General features: G+C 72.6%; 14 protein-coding genes, 2 pseudogenes and 1 riboswitch. Of the genes and pseudogenes, 11 read left to right on the top strand and 5 right to left on the bottom strand.

Going from position 1 to position 17,059, the window contains the following annotated elements; translation table 11 throughout:
• The first annotated feature begins 25 nt into the window (after positions 1-25).
• The 3 genes from pyrH to OIE69_RS13495 all read left to right on the top strand — a co-directional run bounded on the left by pyrH (position 26) and on the right by OIE69_RS13495 (position 2,597).
• Positions 26-787 carry a UMP kinase gene (gene pyrH, locus OIE69_RS13505; RefSeq protein WP_326572224.1) on the top strand — a complete coding sequence of 254 codons (762 nt, stop codon included), beginning with the start codon at positions 26-28 and terminating at the stop codon, positions 785-787.
• 134 nt (positions 788-921) lie between these two features.
• Positions 922-1,479: a ribosome recycling factor gene (gene frr, locus OIE69_RS13500; RefSeq protein WP_326581127.1), complete on the top strand. Its 558-nt coding sequence runs from the start codon at positions 922-924 to the stop codon at positions 1,477-1,479.
• A 116-nt stretch (positions 1,480-1,595) separates the two neighbouring features.
• Complete coding sequence (locus OIE69_RS13495) at positions 1,596-2,597, top strand: phosphatidate cytidylyltransferase (protein ID WP_326572223.1); 1,002 nt, start codon at positions 1,596-1,598, stop codon at positions 2,595-2,597.
• A 21-nt stretch (positions 2,598-2,618) separates the two neighbouring features.
• Here the strand turns inward: OIE69_RS13495 and OIE69_RS13490 are convergent, their stop codons facing one another.
• Positions 2,619-3,458, bottom strand: coding sequence for a sulfurtransferase (locus OIE69_RS13490; RefSeq protein ID WP_326572222.1), 840 nt, complete (start codon positions 3,456-3,458; stop codon positions 2,619-2,621).
• Between the two features lie 194 nt (positions 3,459-3,652).
• Here OIE69_RS13490 and OIE69_RS13485 point away from each other — a divergent pair, with 194 nt between their 5' ends.
• Positions 3,653-4,030 carry a DUF6233 domain-containing protein gene (locus tag OIE69_RS13485; protein WP_326572221.1) on the top strand — a complete coding sequence of 126 codons (378 nt, stop codon included), beginning with the start codon at positions 3,653-3,655 and terminating at the stop codon, positions 4,028-4,030.
• 54 nt (positions 4,031-4,084) lie between these two features.
• Positions 4,085-4,723 (top strand): annotated as a pseudogene (locus tag OIE69_RS13480) (lipase family protein); the annotation flags it as partial.
• Between the two features lie 81 nt (positions 4,724-4,804).
• Here the strand turns inward: OIE69_RS13480 and OIE69_RS13475 are convergent.
• Together OIE69_RS13475 and OIE69_RS13470 are read right to left on the bottom strand one after the other, a co-directional pair.
• The gene (locus tag OIE69_RS13475) at positions 4,805-6,199 is read right to left on the bottom strand and encodes a vanadium-dependent haloperoxidase (protein WP_326572220.1); all 1,395 of its coding nucleotides are present in this window, start codon (positions 6,197-6,199) and stop codon (positions 4,805-4,807) included.
• Between the two features lie 252 nt (positions 6,200-6,451).
• Entirely contained in the window at positions 6,452-7,330 is an 879-nt protein-coding gene (locus OIE69_RS13470) for a hypothetical protein (protein WP_326572219.1), read from the bottom strand.
• A gap of 334 nt (positions 7,331-7,664) precedes the next feature.
• Between OIE69_RS13470 and OIE69_RS13465 the strand changes: the two genes are divergently transcribed.
• Complete coding sequence (locus OIE69_RS13465; RefSeq protein WP_326572218.1) at positions 7,665-9,131, top strand: APC family permease; 1,467 nt, start codon at positions 7,665-7,667, stop codon at positions 9,129-9,131.
• A gap of 70 nt (positions 9,132-9,201) precedes the next feature.
• On the opposite strand, the pseudogene OIE69_RS13460 reads toward OIE69_RS13465, so the two are convergent.
• A pseudogene (locus OIE69_RS13460) lies at positions 9,202-9,442 on the bottom strand (tyrosine-type recombinase/integrase); the annotation flags it as partial.
• A 277-nt stretch (positions 9,443-9,719) separates the two neighbouring features.
• Between OIE69_RS13460 and OIE69_RS13455 the strand changes: the two are divergent.
• The 5 genes from OIE69_RS13455 (at position 9,720) to OIE69_RS13435 (ending at position 15,240) form a co-directional block, all read left to right on the top strand.
• On the top strand, positions 9,720-9,980 hold the full coding sequence (locus OIE69_RS13455; protein ID WP_326581125.1) for a cold shock domain-containing protein: 261 nt from the start codon (positions 9,720-9,722) through the stop codon (positions 9,978-9,980).
• 191 nt (positions 9,981-10,171) lie between these two features.
• Positions 10,172-11,278 carry a 23S rRNA (adenine(2503)-C(2))-methyltransferase RlmN gene (gene rlmN, locus OIE69_RS13450; protein WP_018561735.1) on the top strand — a complete coding sequence of 369 codons (1,107 nt, stop codon included), beginning with the start codon at positions 10,172-10,174 and terminating at the stop codon, positions 11,276-11,278.
• 67 nt (positions 11,279-11,345) lie between these two features.
• Positions 11,346-11,450, top strand: a riboswitch (TPP riboswitch).
• A complete protein-coding gene (locus OIE69_RS13445; protein WP_326572217.1) occupies positions 11,442-12,533 on the top strand; it encodes a thiamine ABC transporter substrate-binding protein in 1,092 nt (363 codons plus the stop codon). It overlaps the preceding riboswitch by 9 nt.
• Positions 12,534-12,601: 68 nt before the next feature.
• On the top strand, positions 12,602-14,215 hold the full coding sequence (locus tag OIE69_RS13440; protein WP_326581123.1) for an ABC transporter permease: 1,614 nt from the start codon (positions 12,602-12,604) through the stop codon (positions 14,213-14,215).
• On the top strand, positions 14,215-15,240 hold the full coding sequence (locus OIE69_RS13435; RefSeq protein ID WP_326572216.1) for an ABC transporter ATP-binding protein: 1,026 nt from the start codon (positions 14,215-14,217) through the stop codon (positions 15,238-15,240). The genes OIE69_RS13440 and OIE69_RS13435 overlap by 1 nt, the downstream gene beginning before the upstream one ends.
• A gap of 681 nt (positions 15,241-15,921) precedes the next feature.
• Here the strand turns inward: OIE69_RS13435 and OIE69_RS13430 are convergent.
• Positions 15,922-17,043 (bottom strand): LOG family protein, encoded by a 1,122-nt coding sequence (locus tag OIE69_RS13430; protein ID WP_326581121.1) that lies wholly within the window; start codon positions 17,041-17,043, stop codon positions 15,922-15,924.
• Positions 17,044-17,059 lie beyond the last annotated feature (16 nt).

Raw genomic sequence — 17,059 nt, 5'->3', positions numbered from 1 at the left:
TCGTACGTGCACGAGGAGAATCTCCATGGAACAGGACGCCGACAAGGCACCCACCGCCGCCGGCACGCACAAGGGCCGGTACCTGCTCAAGCTCTCCGGCGAGGCCTTCGCCGGCGGAGGGGGGCTCGGAGTCGACCCCGACGTCGTGCACGCGATGGCCCGCGAGATCGCCGCGGTCGTCCGCGACGGTTACGAGATCGCCGTCGTCATCGGCGGCGGCAACTTCTTCCGCGGCGCCCAGCTCCAGCAGCGGGGCATGGACCGGGCCCGGTCCGACTACATGGGCATGCTCGGCACGGTCATGAACTGCCTCGCCCTCCAGGACTTCCTGGAGAAGGAGGGCATCCAGTCGCGGGTGCAGACGGCGATCACCATGGGCCAGGTCGCCGAGCCCTACATCCCGCTGCGCGCCGTGCGCCACCTGGAGAAGGGCCGTGTGGTGATCTTCGGCGCCGGTATGGGAATGCCGTACTTCTCCACCGACACCACCGCCGCGCAGCGCGCCCTGGAGATCCACGCCGAGGCGCTGCTGATGGGCAAGAACGGGGTCGACGGCGTCTACGACTCCGACCCCCGCTCGAACCCCGACGCGGTGATGTTCGACGCCCTGGAGTACGCCGACGTCATCGCCCGCGACCTGCGCGTCGCGGACCTGACGGCGATCACGCTGTGCCAGGACAACAAGCTCCCGATCCTCGTCTTCGAGCTGCTCGCGGAGGGCAACATCGCGCGGGCCGTGAAGGGTGAGAAGATCGGCACGCTCGTCAACGACACGGGCGCCCGCTGACGGACGGCGCCGGCCGCAACCCGGCCGGCGATCCGCCCGGAACGGGGATGGACAAGACGCTGCCGGTCGGACACCGTGCAGGAAAGACGCGCGCAAGGGCCGAGGCTCTGCCTTCTGAAAACCAGGAGCACATGGTGATTGAAGAGACCCTCCTCGAAGCCGAGGAGAAGATGGAGAAGGCCGTCGTGGTCGCCAAGGAGGACTTCGCCGCGATCCGCACCGGTCGTGCCCACCCGGCGATGTTCAACAAGATCGTGGCGGACTACTACGGCGCCCCGACCCCGATCAACCAGCTCGCCTCCTTCGCGGTACCCGAGGCGCGGATGGCCGTGATCACCCCGTTCGACAACTCGGCGCTGCGCAACATCGAGCAGGCGATCCGGGATTCGGACCTGGGTGTCAACCCGACCAACGACGGCCGTATCATCCGGGTGGTCTTCCCGCAGCTCACCGAGGAGCGGCGCAGGGACTACATCAAGGTCGCCCGCGGCAAGGCGGAGGACGCGCGGATCTCGATCCGCAGCGTGCGCCGCAAGGCCAAGGAGACCCTCGACAAGCTCGTCAAGGACGGCGAGACGGGCGAGGACGAGGTGCGCCGCGCGGAGAAGGAACTCGACGACACGACCCACAAGTACGTGGCGCAGGTCGACGAGCTGCTCAAGCACAAGGAATCCGAGCTGCTGGAGGTCTGATCCGGCGCGCCCGCCGGATCCGCTCCACGGCCCGGCACACCCGCGGCTGAGCCACCCATCCACCCGACCATCCATCCGACCGACCCGGACCGGACGAAAACGCGAGGCGAAACTCCGTGAACGACTCTTCTTGGGGGCCCTCGCCACATGCCGGTTCCTGGGGAGGCGAGGATGAGGTGGGCACCCGGATGGGCGGCCCCTTGTTCCGCGACGACGCCCCCGAACCGGAGCGGCACTCCGCCCGGCCCGACCGTTCCGCGCCCCAGCCCTCGGCGGCGGGTGGGAACGGCGGCCGGGCGAAGAAGAGCGCGGGGCGCAACCTGCGCGCCGCGATAGGGGTCGGCGTCGGGCTCGGCGTCGTCATCATTGCCTCACTCTTCATCGTCAAGGCCGTCTTCGTGGGCGTCGTCGCCGCGGCGGTCGTGGTGGGCCTGTGGGAGCTCACCTCGCGCCTGGCCGAGCGCAAGGAGATCCGGGCTCCGCTGGTGCCGCTCGCCGTCGGCGGCGCCGCCATGGTCGTCGCGGGCTATGTGCGCGGCGCCGAGGGCGCATGGGTGGCGATGGCGCTCACCGCACTCGCCGTCCTGGTGTGGCGGATGACGGAGCCACCGGAGAACTACCTCCGCGACGTGACGGCGGGCGTCTTCGCCGCGTTCTATGTGCCGTTCCTGGCCACGTTCGTGGTGATGATGCTCGCGGCGGGCGACGGCCCGTGGCGGGTCTTCGTCTTCCTGCTCCTCACGGTGATCAGCGACACCGGTGCCTATGCCGTCGGCTGGCGCTTCGGCACGCACAAGCTCGCTCCCCGCATCAGCCCCGGCAAGACCCGCGAGGGCCTGGTCGGCGCGATCAGCTTCGCGATGGTCGCGGGCGCCCTCTCCATGGAGTTCCTGATCGACGACGGCCAGTGGTGGCAGGGGCTGCTGCTGGGCCTCGCCGTGGCCGTCAGCGCGACCCTCGGCGACCTGGGCGAGTCCATGATCAAGCGGGACCTCGGCATCAAGGACATGGGCAAGCTGCTGCCCGGCCACGGCGGCATCATGGACCGCCTCGACTCGTTGCTGCCGACCGCCCCCGTGGTGTGGCTGCTGCTCGTCGTCTTCGTCGGCTCGGGCTGATCCTCCCGGGCCGCCCGGCGTTCAGCCCGGTTGCGGTCCCGTCGCCACGGGCCGGGTGGGATCGGCGCTCCACTCGCTCCACGAACCGACGTACAGCGCGGCGTCGATCCCGGCGACGGCAAGGGCAAGCACCTGCTGTGCCGCCGAGACGCCCGAGCCGCAGTACACGCCGACCCTGCCGCCGCCCGCGGTGACCCCCACGGCGGCGAAACGGCGGGCCAGTTCGCGGGTGGGACGGAAGATGCCGTCGGCGGTGACGTTCCCGGCGGTGGGAGCCGACACGGCCCCGGGGATGTGGCCGCCCACCGGATCCAGCGGCTCGACATCCCCCCGGTAGCGCTCGGCCGCCCGCGCGTCGAGCAGCACGCCCGTACGGGCCAGCGCCGCCGCGTCGTCGGCGCTCAGCACCGGCAGCGAGCCCGGCACGGCCTCGAAGTCGCCGGGCTCCGGTGCTGCGCCACGCGTGGTCAGTTCGCCTCCGGCAGCCGTCCAGGCGGGCAGTCCGCCGTCCAGCACCCGTACGTCCCCGTGCCCGGCCCAGCGCAGCGTCCACCAGGCCCGTGCCGCGGCCCAGCCCTGGCCGCCGTCGTGGACGACGACCCGGCTGTCCCGGCGCACGCCGGCCCGCCGCATCGCGTCTTCGAACACCCCGGTGTCCGGCAGCGGATGCCGGCCGGCCGGGCCAGGCGGTCCCGCGAGGTCCGCCTCCAGGTCGACATAGACGGCGCCTGAGATGTGGCCCGCCGCGTACGCCGCCCGCCCCGACGGCCCGCCGCGCTCGTAGCGGACGTCGAGGATCACGGGCGAGGCGCCCTGGTGCAGGTCGGCGGCGAGCTCCGGGGCGCTGATGATCGTGTCCACCGGCCCATCCTGGCGCAGCCCCGCCGGGCCGGGAAGCCGACTAGCCGACTGGGCCCACCGTCGCCGCCGCCGAGCGGGAGCGTGGTGGGCGACCTCCCTGACCTGCGCCGTCGAAGTCCGGCGTGACGGTGGTCGCAGGGTGCGGTGGGCCGCGACGCTGGTCGGCGATCCGTCTGCCGCTTACACTCGAACGTGTGTACGAGCTTCCTCCGGATCCGCAGCGCCTGCGGGTGATACGCCTCTATCTGCAGATGCAGATCGCCGCAGTCGACGCCAAGATCCAGGAGGCGGAAACCGGTTCCGCCCCCGCCGTGGCGGGCGTTGCGTCGGAGGCCGGAAGCGGCGCTCAGCGGCGGGCCAAGGGGGACGCTGCGCGCACTCCCGCCCGCGCCTGGCGGCTGCAGAGCGTCCCCGATCCGCGCGGCGCCTCGGGCCGGGGCGTCCTCCATCGCGACGACTGCCGCGTTCCCGGGGGCGGCCGGCTGAACCGGCAGGAGTTCGAGGTGGCCCTCGGCATGCCGGACGTCACGTCGTGCGAGGTCTGCCGTCCGGAAGCGGAGCCCGCCTCCTGAGGCCCGGCGGCACGTCTCGTGGACCCGCATGCGACGGACAGTCAAATTACCGAATCGGCCGAACTCCAGCCCGTCGACGCCCCCGAGATCGAACTCGCCGGCACCTACTCCGGCGCCCCGCCCGCCGAACCGACCTCGGTCACGGCTGCTATCGACGGCAGCGACCTCGCCGGCGCCCTGGGCTGGTCCGTCAACGGCTTCCTCCAGACCGGCCCCGCCCTGGGGCCCATCGCCGAGGCCCGCCTCAACGCCGCCGGAAAGGCCGCGCTCGCCGACCCGTCCACGATGTGCGTCGGCGACGCGCTCTTCGCCTAGGGCTCCGCCCACAGCACCGGCTGGACGAAGGACGGGCGCTCCAGCAACGCCGTCATCCGTGAGGAACCCGCGCTTCGCGCCTTCCTGGACGACCAGCGCATCGGCAGGCTCAAGCCCACAAGCCCCGTCCGCGTGGCGACCGGTGTCAGCGACGACCTCGTCCCGCACGCCCCGGCACGCACCCTCGCCGTCGACTGGTGCCGCAAGGGCGCCGACGTCACCTACAAGCCCGTGGTCCTGCCCGACGCGGGCCGCGCCCTGGTCAACCACTTCGTGCCTCTCCACGCCGACCAGCGCGCGGCCGTCGCCTGGCTTACCGACGGCCTGTCCGGCAGGCCCGCCGCCTCCAACTGCCGTTCGCTGCCCCTGCAGCCCTGACACCGGGCCCCTCGGACGCAAGCACGCCACGGCCCGGATCCCCGGTGCCTCGGCGGGAGGGCGCCCGGTGCTGGGGGAGTGTCAACTCGCCTCCGTCTTCGGGCACGTTCGCCGGAGTGGCGGGGTGGAGGGGGGGTGCGCCGGGCGGAGGGGCCCGAAGTAGTGCGCGAGGGCCCAGCGGGCGACGCGGGCTCCCGCGAGGCAGCCCTCGGTGTCCGCGGTACGGGTGTGGATGCCGGCCCAGACGCGCGCGTCGATCATGTCCTGGTTGAACCGCACGGCGCCGTCGTAGTGGCGGATGGTGCCTGTGGCGTCGGAGGTGAAGGTGAGATCGAGACGGGTCGTGCCGAAGAGACCCGTCAGGGTCTGGGCCACCGCGCCGGCGACCGCGGCGTGGCCGCTGATGTGGTCGGGGTGCGGGGGTGTCACGAGCAGCGGCTGCCACTGCGGATCCGGCTCGGTGGCCGGGTTGCCGTCGGTGCCGGCGAGCCGGACGGCGGTGATGGGCCGCCAGGAGCCGTAGTGGAGCTTGGCGTCCCACGCGGTGATGACGGCGTCGGTCGCCGTCGCGTTCGCCGCGGCGAACAGCCGTGCCGTGTCGGCGATGTCCAGACGGTGTCGGGCGCTGTGGTCGCGGTACGCGGCCTGGAGCTGGACGGCCAGGTTGCCCCCGAAGAACAGGGCGGTCTCGGTCTGCTGCGCGGTGCGGTGCGAACCCGCCGTCGCGCCCATGGCCCGCACCTCGTTCACGTCCCGTGCGTAGCGGGCGGAGGTGAGGGCGGGCGGCGGGCCGGGCCGGAACCGGGAGGGCGAGGTGAGCAGCAGCGGGCGCAGCCGGGCGAGCCAGGTGTCGATGAAGGGCAGGTTCCCCGGCGGGGTGGGTCGCCAGACGCCGGGCGCGGACGGGATGGTGAAGTCCACGGTCGCGAACCGGCCGTCTCCTTCCCGCAGCCGGATGACGTGGTCGGCGGCGCGCGCCCCGAAGGCCACGCCCTGCCGTTTGGCGTCGCCGTCGGGGATCCTCGCCAGGGAGCCCGCGTACGCTGCGTCGAGCAGCGCCCGGGACGCGGGGAAGTCGGAGAGCAGGACGTCGTGCGCGGCGGTTGCGGCCGCCGCTTCCGGCGACGCGCCGGCGGGTCCGCGGGCGTGCCACTTGTAGGGCGCGTAGCGGCCCTCGATGCCGACCACGGCGTTGTAGACGGCGACCGAGACGAACCCGTGCCAGACGACGGCCTGTCCGGAGGGACGGGTCGCGCCGAGGTTGGTGCCGATGACGTCCGTGGCGATGGCGTTCCACTCACGGACGGCGGCCGGATCCGCCGCCGGCCTGTGTTCCCTGCCGGCGGCCTGCGCCGGGACGAGGGCGGCGGCCGCTGTCGCGGTGACGGCGAGGGCTACGGGCACGACCGTGCCGGTGAGCCGTCCGTACCACCGCGATAGCCGCCAGGACGGAGCGGTCCTGTCTGCAGGACTCATGGGGAGACTCCTCGTCGACGTCGGGCCCGAGCCGGACCGGAGGGAATTCCCGCCCGGTTCGGGCCACATCGACGTCGTTCCTACCCATGGTCGGGCGGGGTCGCCGCCCGGTTCGTCAGGTGCGCGGCCGGTTCCCGCCGTCCGCCTCACAGGCGGTACCCGTCCGAGGACGACAGTCCCTCGTACGACCGGCCACACCGGTGCCCGCCGTCCGGCGGGCGACCACTGCGACGGGCCGTCGACTCGGGCGGGTCAGGGGACGGAGATCGGGGGCGGCGGCTGAAGGGGCCCCTGCAGCGGGTACCAGGCACCGCAGACCGGCAGGGCGCCGGCGGTGTTGCAGCGGTTCTCCGCCATGTCGCCGCGGAAGGTGACGACCTTCACCGACAGCTCCGCCGTCGAGGAGGTGCTCACGCTCGCGCCGCACACTCCGGTGACGGGGTATCCGGGGAGCCCGCTGAGGTCCTGCCAGGTGTAGGTTCCGCCGCCCACCGGGGTGGTGTCGCGCTGCCCCACGAACGTCCGGCCGCGGACCACGGCGACGGAGAAGTCGCGGTTGCTCGCATTGGCCACGCCCGCCGAGTCGATGTCGCACCCCGAGAGCCTGCCGGGGCCGGGGAAGGGGGCCACGAAGGGCCCGCGGCCGGGGCCCAGGAGAGGAGCGGCGGGGTCGAGGACAGGACCGGCACCGGTTTCGACGATGGGACTCGTAGCAGGGCCGAGGAGAGGCCCGCGACCGGGGTCGAGGAGGGGGCCGGAACCGGGGTCGAGGAGGGGGCCGGAACCGAGGAGAGGGCCCGAACCGAGGAGGGGCCCGGAACCGAGCAGCGGGCCGAGGCCGAGTCCGGGACCGGTACCGAGTCCGGGACCGCTGTCGAGTGCGGGGTCGGTGCCGAGGTCTCCGCCGGGGTACGGGTACGGGTAGTCGTTGTACGGGTCCGGCCACGGGAAGCTCGACGACGATGCCGCGGGTGTGTCCGCGCCGTCCGTGCCAACGGCCTGAGCTGCCGTCAGGGAGCCCGCGGATATCGCGGTGGCGATCAGGGCCGCCGGCACCACCGTGCGCGCGAGTCGTCCGAACCGTCGGAGGGACCGCCCGCAGGGCGGCGGGGTCCTGTCTGCAGGACGCATGGAGACACTCCTCGTCGATTTCTGGCCGGCACCGAACCGGAGGGCTTCCGGCACGGCTGGGGCCCCTGTGGACGGGATCCGTACCCGCGCCCACCGGCGTCCGGCGCCAAGGTCATCCCAGTGGCGCAGCCCGTTCCCTCCTGCCGGGCCGCACTCACCCGATCGACGCCCCGTGCCTCGACAGACCTGACCCCCCGTGAGCCGTACAGCGCTGGCCAACGTTCGCGGAGTGCGGGTGGCGCGCCCAAGGTGCAGGCAGGGCAGCATTCGTGACATACAGATGGAAAACGGAAGAGGCCCGGGCCGGGCCCCGAGCGGCGAAGAGGTGGCTGAGGTGGCGGAAGCCTCCACGGACGAGTCGGCCGGCGAGAGGTCCGTCGAGGAGGGGGGATACCGGCAGGAGCTGAAACGCACCCTGGGCTCCTTCCAGGTCTTCGCGATCTCCTTCGCGTTCATCTCCGTGGCCGTCGGCATCTTCTCGACCTACGACGACGTGCTGCAGAACGCGGGCCCCGTCGGCATCTGGCTCTGGATCCTCGTCGCGGTCGGGCAGTCCCTGGTGGCCCTGGTGGTCGCGCAGCTCGCGGGGCGCATCGCCCTCAGCGGCTCCTCGTACCAGTGGGCCTCGCGACTCGCCGACCCGAAGGTCGGCTGGGGATTCGGCTGGTTGACGTTCTGCTACCTGGCGATCGCCGTGGTCGCGATCGACAACGCCCTCGCGAGTCAGGCCTTTATGCCGCTCGCCGGCATCAGGCCGGACGAGGACACGGCGCGCGTCATCACGCTCGTGGTGCTGTTCGTCCAGGCCGTGCTCGCCGTGGCCTCGACCCGCCTCGTCAGCCTGATCAACACCGCGGCGGTCGGCCTGGAACTCGCGCTCGTCGTGGTCATGGCGGTCGCCCTGATCATCGCCGCGGCGGTCACGGGCAACGGCTCGGTCGGCAACCTCACCTCACGTGGCATCACCGAAGGCGCCCCGCACTACTTCGCCGTCGGAGGAGGGCTCATGATCGCGATGATCATGGGCCTGGCCACGCTCGTCGGCTTCGACTCCGCCGCGAACCTCGCCGAGGAGGCCAAGGACCCCTACCGCAGCGTCCCCCGCGCGATCGTCGGCTCGGTCGTGGCCGCGGGACTGCTGGGCCTGCTCTTCCTGATCACGCTCACCGTCGCCATCGAGGACGTCCCCCGCATCAGCCGCGACGGCTCCCCGGTCGCCACGATCATGCGGGACCAGCTCGGGCCGGTGACGGAACGCACGCTGCTGATCGCGATCACCTTCGCCTTCTTCGGCGCGGGGATGGTGGTGATGGTCGCGTGCTCGCGGATCATCTTCGCGATGTCGCGCGACGGGCGCTTCCCCGCGCACCGGCTGATGCGCCGGGTCAACCCGCACACGCGGACCCCGATCCCGGCCACCGTGCTGATCCTCGCCATGGGCGTGATCCTGATGGTGGCGCTGCCGGGTGCCGCACTGCTGGAGCTCATCACGGCGTCGACGATCCTCCCGGCGCTCATCTACGGCTCGACGATCGTCCTCTACCTGGCGGTCCGCCGGCGCCTGGGCCGCCGCAAGGGCGCCTTCGACCTGGGACGCCTCGAACTGCCGGTCGCGCTCGGCGCCCTGGTGTGGACGGTCGTCGCGCTCGTCGCCCTGGTGACACCGCAGGAGGCACTGGTGCCCCTGGTGATCGTGGTGGGGCTGCTCGTCGTCGGCGGGCTGTTCTTCCTCGGCATGCTGATCTTCGACCGCCGGTGCCTGGAGGCCGAGCCCGGGGACGTGGACGTCTTCAAGCACTGAGCCGCGGCGAACGCGGCGCTCCGACGGGACGCTCACCGGACCGGCGGTCAGGCGACCCATCGGGTCGGCAGGTCGCCCGGCGGAACGGCTTGCCCTTCTTCCCCACGAACAGCAGCCCGTCGGCGCCCTTCTCGGCGTACCGGTCGAGATGCCGCCGCAGCTCGATACGCATGAAGGCCGGCAGGACCACAAGCCGCCTGTCCGCTTCGGACTTGACGGGCCCCCCGGCACGCTTGCCGGTCGTCAACTCGGGGAGCGGCCTGCCGAACCCGGACCGTCAGGGTGTCGAGGTCGACGTCTCCGCGGCGGAGCGGGCGAGGGATCGGGGCCAGTAAGCTGAGGGCGATTCGGGCGGTCTGTGGACCTGACCGTGGTGCCCTGACTGACGGGGTTGAACTCAGGCCGCACGAGGAGGACCTCGCCGTACAGCACATGGTCGCCGCCGCACGGGAGTGGCCGGCCCTCGATCATCACGACGCCGCCGCCCTTCGCCGCTACCTCGACCGCCGGCACGAGATCCTCGGTTCGACTGAGGCGGCGAGCGGTCGACCGGCAACCTCGAAATCACCGCAGCAGGGGGAGAGGCAAATGAGTCGCCGCAGAGGGACCCGTAAGGTCGCCGCGGTCGTGACTGCGACTGTGCGTGAGTGGAGGGACGAGGAGGGTTGGGGTGTCCTCGACTCGCCCGAGACTCCCGGAGGGTGCTTCGGCCACTACGCCGACATCCAGGCGCCCGGCTTTCGCACGCTGTCACCAGGGCAACAGGTCGATCTCGTCTGGGAAGCGCCCGGCTTCAAGCAGGACGGGTACGACTACCGGGCGGTGAGCATCGTTCCCCGCGATGTCTGACATCCGCGGCTGACATCGACGGGTCCGCACGGCGGCATACGTCAGCGCCCCCGCACGACCGCCCAACCTGCTGACGACGGCATCCGGGCCGTGGAAGGTGGGCCGACGTTGACAGGGGACACCTGAGGGTGACGGGAGCCTCACCCATCTGACCTGGGCCCGCCTCATCCATCTGCGACACTGGACGCACCATGCCTGCACCCGGAGAACTCACATTCGTCGCGCCGCGCGGAGCCAAGAGGCCGCCGCGGCATCTTGCCGATCTTTCGCCCGAGGAGCGCCGGGAGGCGGTCGCGGAGCTCGGGGAGAAGCCGTTCCGCGCCAAGCAGCTGTCGCAGCACTACTTCGCGCGGTACGCCGACGACCCCGCCGCCTGGACGGACATCCCGGCGGCGGCGCGGGGGAAGCTGGCGGAGGGGCTGCTGCCGGACCTGATGTCCGTGGTGAGGCACAGCAGCACCGACAACGACACCACCCGCAAGACGCTGTGGCGGCTGTTCGACGGGACGCTGGTCGAGTCGGTGCTGATGCGCTACCCGGACCGCGTGACGATGTGCATCAGCTCGCAGGCGGGCTGCGGCATGAACTGCCCGTTCTGCGCCACCGGCCAGGCCGGTCTGGACCGGAACCTGTCGACCGGGGAGATCGTGCACCAGATCGTGGCGGGCATGCGCTCGCTGCGGGACGGGGAGATCCCGGGCGGACCGGCGCGGCTGTCGAACATCGTGTTCATGGGCATGGGCGAGCCGCTCGCGAACTACAAGCGCGTCATCGGCGCCATCCGCCGGCTCACCGACCCGGAGCCGGACGGGCTGGGGCTGTCCCAGCGGGGCATCACCGTGTCGACGGTGGGCCTGGTCCCGGCGATGCTGCGCTTCGCCGACGAGGGCTTCAAGTGCCGGCTCGCGGTGTCGCTGCACGCGCCCGACGACGAGCTGCGCGACACCCTCGTGCCGGTGAACACCCGCTGGAAGGTGCGCGAGGTGCTGGACGCCGCGTGGCACTACGCGGACGTGTCCGGACGCCGGGTATCGATCGAGTACGCGCTGATCCGGGACATCAACGACCAGGGATGGCGGGCCGACCTGCTGGGCCGGCTGCTCAAGGGCCGCCGCGTGCACGTCAACCTGATCCCGCTCAACCCGACCCCCGGCTCGAAGTGGACGGCCTCGCGGCCCGAGGACGAGCGGGCGTTCGTGGCGGCGCTGGAGGCGCACGGCGTGCCGGTGACCGTCCGGGACACCCGGGGGCAGGAGATCGACGGCGCCTGCGGTCAGCTGGCGGCTTCCGAGCGCTGACCAGCGCTTGCTAAGGTGACGGTCGTTTGCGGCTGTTTGCCGCGACGTCGCGCACATCACACAAAAGAACATCCGACAGGGGAGCGCGGAAAGCGCTGAGAGTGCGGCACGGCCGCAGACCCTCGGACCTGATCCGGGTCATACCGGCGTAGGGAGTCACCACATGAGCACCACTCGTCGGCGTGCGGCCGGCACCGCACTGGCCGTCGCGATCGGCGCGACCGCGCTCGCGGCCTGCGGCAGCGACAGCGGGGACACCGCCAAGGGCAAGGGCGGCACCGCCTCCAAGACCGTCACCCTGGTCAGCCACGACTCCTTCGCCGCGTCGAAGGACGTGCTGAAGGCGTTCACGAAGGAGACCGGCTACACCGTCAAGGTGCTGCGCGGCGGCGACGCCGGCGCCGCCGTCAACCAGGCCGTGCTGTCCAAGGGCAACCCGCAGGGCGACGTCTTCTTCGGTGTCGACAACACTCTGCTGTCCCGGGCCCTCGACAACGACCTGTTCGAGCCGTACGAGGCCAAGGACCTCGACAAGGTGCCCGCCGCGCTGCAGCCGGACGCCGCGAAGCACCGCGTCACCCCGATCGACTTCGGCGACGTCTGCGTCAACTACGACCGGAAGTACTTCACCGAGCACAAGCTCCCGGTGCCGGAGAGCCTCGACGACCTCGTCAAGCCCGAGTACAAGGACCTGCTGGTCACCGAGAACGCCGCCACCTCCTCCCCGGGGCTCGCCTTCCTCCTCGCCACCACCGCGAAGTACGGCGACGCGGGCTGGGAGGACTACTGGAAGAAGCTCAAGGCGAACGGCGTCCAGGTCGTCGACGGCTGGGAGCAGGCGTACTACGACAACTTCTCCGGCGCCGGCGGCGGAAAGGGCGACAGGCCGCTGGTCGTCTCGTACGCCTCCAGCCCGCCCGCCGAGGTGCTCGGGCTGAAGACGCAGCCCGAGCAGGGGCCGACCGGTGTCGCGACCGGCACCTGCTTCCGGCAGGTGGAGTACGCCGGCCTGCTGAAGGGCGCGAAGAACCCCGAGGGCGGCAAGGCGCTCGTCGACTTCCTGCTGAGCCGCCCCTTCCAGGAGGACATGCCGCTCAACATGTTCGTCAACCCCGCCCGTGACGACGCGAAGCTGCCCGAGGTCTTCACCAAGTACGCGCCGGTCGTCGCCGACCCGGCCACCGTCGCCCCGGAGAAGATCGCCGAGAACCGGGAGCAGTGGGTCAAGTCGTGGTCCTCGCTCGTGCTGAAGTAACGAAGACCGCCGGGGGAAGGCGCGCCCGGGCGGCGGCCGTCCGGCCGCTCGCCGTACGGCTCGGCCTGATGGCCGTGCCGGTCGCGTTCTTCGGGCTGTTCTTCGGGTACCCGGTCGCCGCCATCGTCGCCCGCGGGCTCCGCGAGGGCGGGCGGTGGCGGTTCGGCCGGTTCGCGGACGTCCTGGGCGAGCCCGACGTCCTGCACGTGCTGTGGTTCACCTGCTGGCAGGCGGCCGCCTCCACCGCGCTCACCCTGGCGATCGCGCTGCCCGGCGCCTACGTCTTCGCCCGCTTCGACTTCCCCGGCAAGCAGGTGCTGCGCGCGGTGGTGACCGTGCCCTTCGTGCTGCCGACGGTGGTCGTCGGCTCGGCCTTCCTCGCGCTGCTGGGGCGTGGCGGGCTCCTCGACGAACTGTGGGGGGTGCGCCTGGACACCACGGTCTGGGCGATCCTCCTCGCGCACGTCTTCTTCAACTACGCCGTGGTCGTACGCACCGTGGGCGGGCTGTGGGCGCAGCTCGACCCCCGTCAGGAGGAGGCCGCGCGGGTCCTGGGCGCGGGGCGCCTCGCGGCCTGGCGCAGGGTGACGCTGCCCGCCCTCGCCCCCGCGGTCGCCGCGGCCGCGCTGATGGTCTTCCTCTTCACCTTCACCTCCTTCGGCGTGATCCAGATCCTCGGCGGCCCCACCTTCTCCACCCTGGAGGTGGAGATCTACCGGGAGACCGCGCAGTTGCTGGACCTCCCGACGGCGGCCGTGCTGACGACCGTCCAGTTCGCCGCCGTCGCGGCGATCCTCGCCGTGCACGCCGGGACGGTACGGCGCAGGGAGAGCGCACTGCGGCTGGTGGACCCGGCCCGCACCGCGCGGCGGCCGCGCGGCGCCGGCGAGTGGGGGCTGCTGGCGGGCGTGCTCGGCGTGGCCGCGCTGCTGATCCTGCTGCCGCTGGGTGTGCTGGCCGAGCGTTCGCTGCACGGACCGGACGGCTACGGCCTCGGCTACTACCGGGCGCTGGGCTCGGTGGCCGGAAGCGGCGGGACCTTCCTGGTGGCGCCGGTCGCCGCGGTCTGGAACTCGCTCCAGTACGCGGCCGCCGCCACCGCGATCGCGCTGGTCGTCGGCGGGCTGGCCGCGGCCGCCCTCACCCGGCGGGCCGGGCGCCTCGTACGGGGCTTCGACGCCCTGCTGATGCTGCCGCTCGGCACCTCGGCGGTGACCATCGGCTTCGGCTTCCTCATCACCCTCGACGAGCCGCCGCTGGACCTGCGCTCCTCGTGGATCCTGGTGCCGCTCGCCCAGGCGCTGGTCGGGGTGCCCTTCGTGGTGCGCACCATGCTGCCGGTGCTGCGCGCAGTGGACGACCGGCTGCGCGAGGCGGCGGCGGTGCTCGGCGCCTCCCCGCTGAGGGTGTGGCGCGAGGTCGACCTGCCGCTGGTGCGGCGGGCGCTGCTGGTGGCGGCGGGCTTCGCCTTCGCCGTGTCCCTGGGCGAGTTCGGCGCCACCGTCTTCATCGCCCGCCCCGACAACCCCACCCTGCCGGTCGCGGTCGCCCGCTTCCTCGGGCGGGCCGGGGAGCTCAACCACGGCCAGGCGATGGCGCTCAGCACCGTGCTGATGCTGGTGTGCGCGGGTGCGCTGCTGGCGCTGGAACGTATCCGCATCGACAGGTCGGGGGAGTTCTGATGACCCTGCTGCGACTGGACGGCGCCACGGTGCGCTTCGGCGGCCACACCGCCCTGGACGCCGTGGGCATGGAGATCGCCGAGCACGAGACGGTCTGCGTGCTCGGGCCCAGCGGCAGCGGGAAGTCCACGCTGCTGCGGGTCGTCGCCGGGCTGCAGCAGTTGGACTCCGGGCGCGTGCTGCTGGCCGGCCGCGACCAGACGGGAGTACCCGCGCACCGGCGCGGTGTGGGTTTGATGTTCCAGGACCACCAGCTCTTCCCACAGCGCGACGTCGCCGGGAACGTCGACTTCGGTCTGCGCATGCGCGGCGCCGCCCGTGCCGAACGCGAGCGCACCGTCGAGGAGTTGCTGGAGCTCGTCGGGCTGCCCGGCGCGCAGCGGCGGGCCGTCGCGTCCCTGTCCGGTGGTGAGCAGCAGAGGGTCGCCCTGGCCCGGGCCCTGGCCCCGGGGCCGCGGCTGCTCATGCTCGACGAGCCGCTCGGCCAGCTCGACCGGGGCCTGCGCGAGCGCCTGGTGGTCGAGTTGCGCGGGCTCTTCCGGCGGCTGGGCACGACGGTGCTGGCCGTCACGCACGACCAGAGCGAGGCCTTCGCGCTGGCCGACCGGGTCGTCGTCATGCGCGAGGGCCGTGTCGAGCAGGCCGGTACCCCGCTGGAGGTGTGGCAGCGGCCCGCCTCCGAGTTCGTCGCGCGCTTCCTCGGCTTCGACAACGTGGTGCCCGCCACCGTCACCGGCGAGGCCGCCGACACCGCCTGGGGCAAGGTCCCCGTCCCCGCGGGCTCGCCGCAGGGCACCGTACGGCTGCTCGTCCGGCCCGCCGGCGTGCGGCTCGTCCCCGCCTCCGACGGGCTGCGCTGCGACGTGCTCGCGCGCACCTTCCGCGGCGACCAGGTCACCCTGCTGCTCCGCCCCGAGGAGGGCCCGCGGCTGGAGGCGGGCTGCGCCCTGCGCGACGCCCCCGCAGAGGGCGACACGGTCGGCGTCTCCTTCACGGCGGACGAGGTCGTGGTGCTGGGCGGGTAGACCCCGTTGAGCACCGGGGGCCTCCGGGGCCGGGCGAGCGGTGGTGCGAGTGGGCGGGTCCGGGGTGAGGCCGTGGTCGGCTGTCCCGCCGTCTCGCGCACTTCGGACGCAAGGATGCTGGCTGCGGAGGGGAGGGTGGGGGTCCGGGGCCGGCCGGCGGTGTGCGGGTGGCTCGGGGCCGGGGTTCAGGCGCCGGAGCGGGGCCGGTTGTCCGCGGGGTTCCGGTCTCGTCGCCGTCCGCTCGTACAGATGGCTGGTTGCCACGCCCACCGTTCGTGGGTGGCGCGCCCGCCGTAAACCCGCGTCTGCGGGTGCTTCCCCGGCATCGGGCCCTGTTCCGCCGAACATGTCGGGGAAAGCGAGCCCGATCTCTCGCCAACGGCTCGACAGCACCTCGAATCAGCCGCAGACGCCGGTCACGGCGGGCGCGCCCACCACACAGCGGAGGCATGGAAGCGGCCATCCGCACCGGCGGACGGCAACGAGAACCAAGGCACCTGAAAGGCATCCCGCTCCCGAGCCTGAACCCCCACCACGCACCTACCTGCACAGCGCCGACCAGCCCCGGACCCCCACCCTCCCCTCCGCAGCCCGCATCCTTGCGCCCGAAGGGCGCGAGACGGCGCGACAGCCGACCACGGTGCATGCCGGCTCCGGCCTGAGCGGACCCCGGAGCACGGCCTAACCCCGCGTCAGGCGCGCAAGGGCCTCCGGGGCGTCCTCGACGGAGTCGACGAGTGCGATGCGCGGCTCCATGGAGCGGCCTTCGGCCAGCGCCTGGAGAAGGGGCCAGGCCGGGAGGCGCCGGGTCCAGTGCTCGCGGTCGACCAGCACCATGGGGCGCGGGGTGCCGTGGGACTCGTAGTAGTTCGGCGTGGTGTTGTCGAAGACCTCCTGGACGGTGCCCGCGGCGCCCGGCAGGAAGACGACCCCGGCGGTGCAGCGGGCCAGCAGCCCGTCCTCGCGGGTCGCGTTGGCGAAGTACTTGGCGATGTGCTCGGCGAAGGCGTTCGGCGGCTCGTGGCCGTAGAACCACGTCGGCACGCCGATGGAGGCCCCACCGCCGGGCCGGCGGTCGCGGACGTCGAAGGCGACGCGCGCCCAGTCCGTGATGGAGGGGCGGAAGGAGGGCACCTTGGCCACTGTCTCCAGGGCCTCGGCGAGCATCGCGTCGTCGAAGGGCGCCGCGTAGGCGCCGAGGTTGGCCGCCTCCATGGCGCCCGGTCCGCCGCCCGTGGCCACGGTCAGGCCCGCGCGGGCCAGCGCCCGGCCGAGGCGGGCGGCGCCCGCGTACGCGTCGGTGCCGCGCTCCATGGCGTGACCGCCCATGACGCCCACGACGCGGGCGTCCGCGACGAGTTCGTCGAAGGCGTCGGAGACCGCGTCGTCGTGGATGCTGCGGAGCATCGACGCGTAGATGTCGCCGCTGCCCCGGGTACGCAGGAACCACTGGTAGGCGCGGGCGTCCGGCGTCGCCTCGTATCCGTCGTCGACGAGGCCCTCGTACAGGGCGTCGGGGCCGTAGAGCGAGCCCCGGTACGGGTCGAAGGGCAGATCAGGCACCGGGGGGAAGACCATGGCGCCGCCGGCGCGGACGTGGGCGGCCGCCTCCGGCTGCATCGGGCAGCCCAGGAAGACGGCCTCGGCGATGTCGGCGGACATCAGGGCGGGCGTACGGGTCGTCAGGTCGACCGACTGGACGCGGTGACCGCGCAGCGAGCCCGACGCGGCGACGCGGTCGAACTCCTCGAGGGTCTCTATCTCGTGATCGTTCGGATCGTTCGGCGACAGCACGCCCGTCACCCTAGCGCCCGCGGCG

Origin of the sequence: Actinacidiphila glaucinigra, from assembly GCF_035918135.1 — a bacterium.
Classification (GTDB): Bacteria; Actinomycetota; Actinomycetes; order Streptomycetales; family Streptomycetaceae; genus Actinacidiphila; species Actinacidiphila glaucinigra.
This window is presented reverse-complemented; position numbering and strand designations above follow the sequence as displayed.

What these genes read in the sequence shown, in the direction of transcription:
- OIE69_RS13475 (WP_326572220.1), bottom strand. Translation starts at nt 6,199, where the DNA reads ATGAGTCCTGCAGACAGGACCGCTCCGTCCTGGCGGCTATCGCGGTGG.
- OIE69_RS13440 (WP_326581123.1), top strand. Translation starts at nt 12,602, where the DNA reads ATGGCCGTGCCGGTCGCGTTCTTCGGGCTGTTCTTCGGGTACCCGGTC.
- OIE69_RS13470 (WP_326572219.1), bottom strand. Translation starts at nt 7,330, where the DNA reads ATGCGTCCTGCAGACAGGACCCCGCCGCCCTGCGGGCGGTCCCTCCGA.
- pyrH (WP_326572224.1), top strand. Translation starts at nt 26, where the DNA reads ATGGAACAGGACGCCGACAAGGCACCCACCGCCGCCGGCACGCACAAG.
- OIE69_RS13445 (WP_326572217.1), top strand. Translation starts at nt 11,442, where the DNA reads ATGAGCACCACTCGTCGGCGTGCGGCCGGCACCGCACTGGCCGTCGCG.
- OIE69_RS13435 (WP_326572216.1), top strand. Translation starts at nt 14,215, where the DNA reads ATGACCCTGCTGCGACTGGACGGCGCCACGGTGCGCTTCGGCGGCCAC.
- rlmN (WP_018561735.1), top strand. Translation starts at nt 10,172, where the DNA reads ATGCCTGCACCCGGAGAACTCACATTCGTCGCGCCGCGCGGAGCCAAG.
- OIE69_RS13455 (WP_326581125.1), top strand. Translation starts at nt 9,720, where the DNA reads ATGAGTCGCCGCAGAGGGACCCGTAAGGTCGCCGCGGTCGTGACTGCG.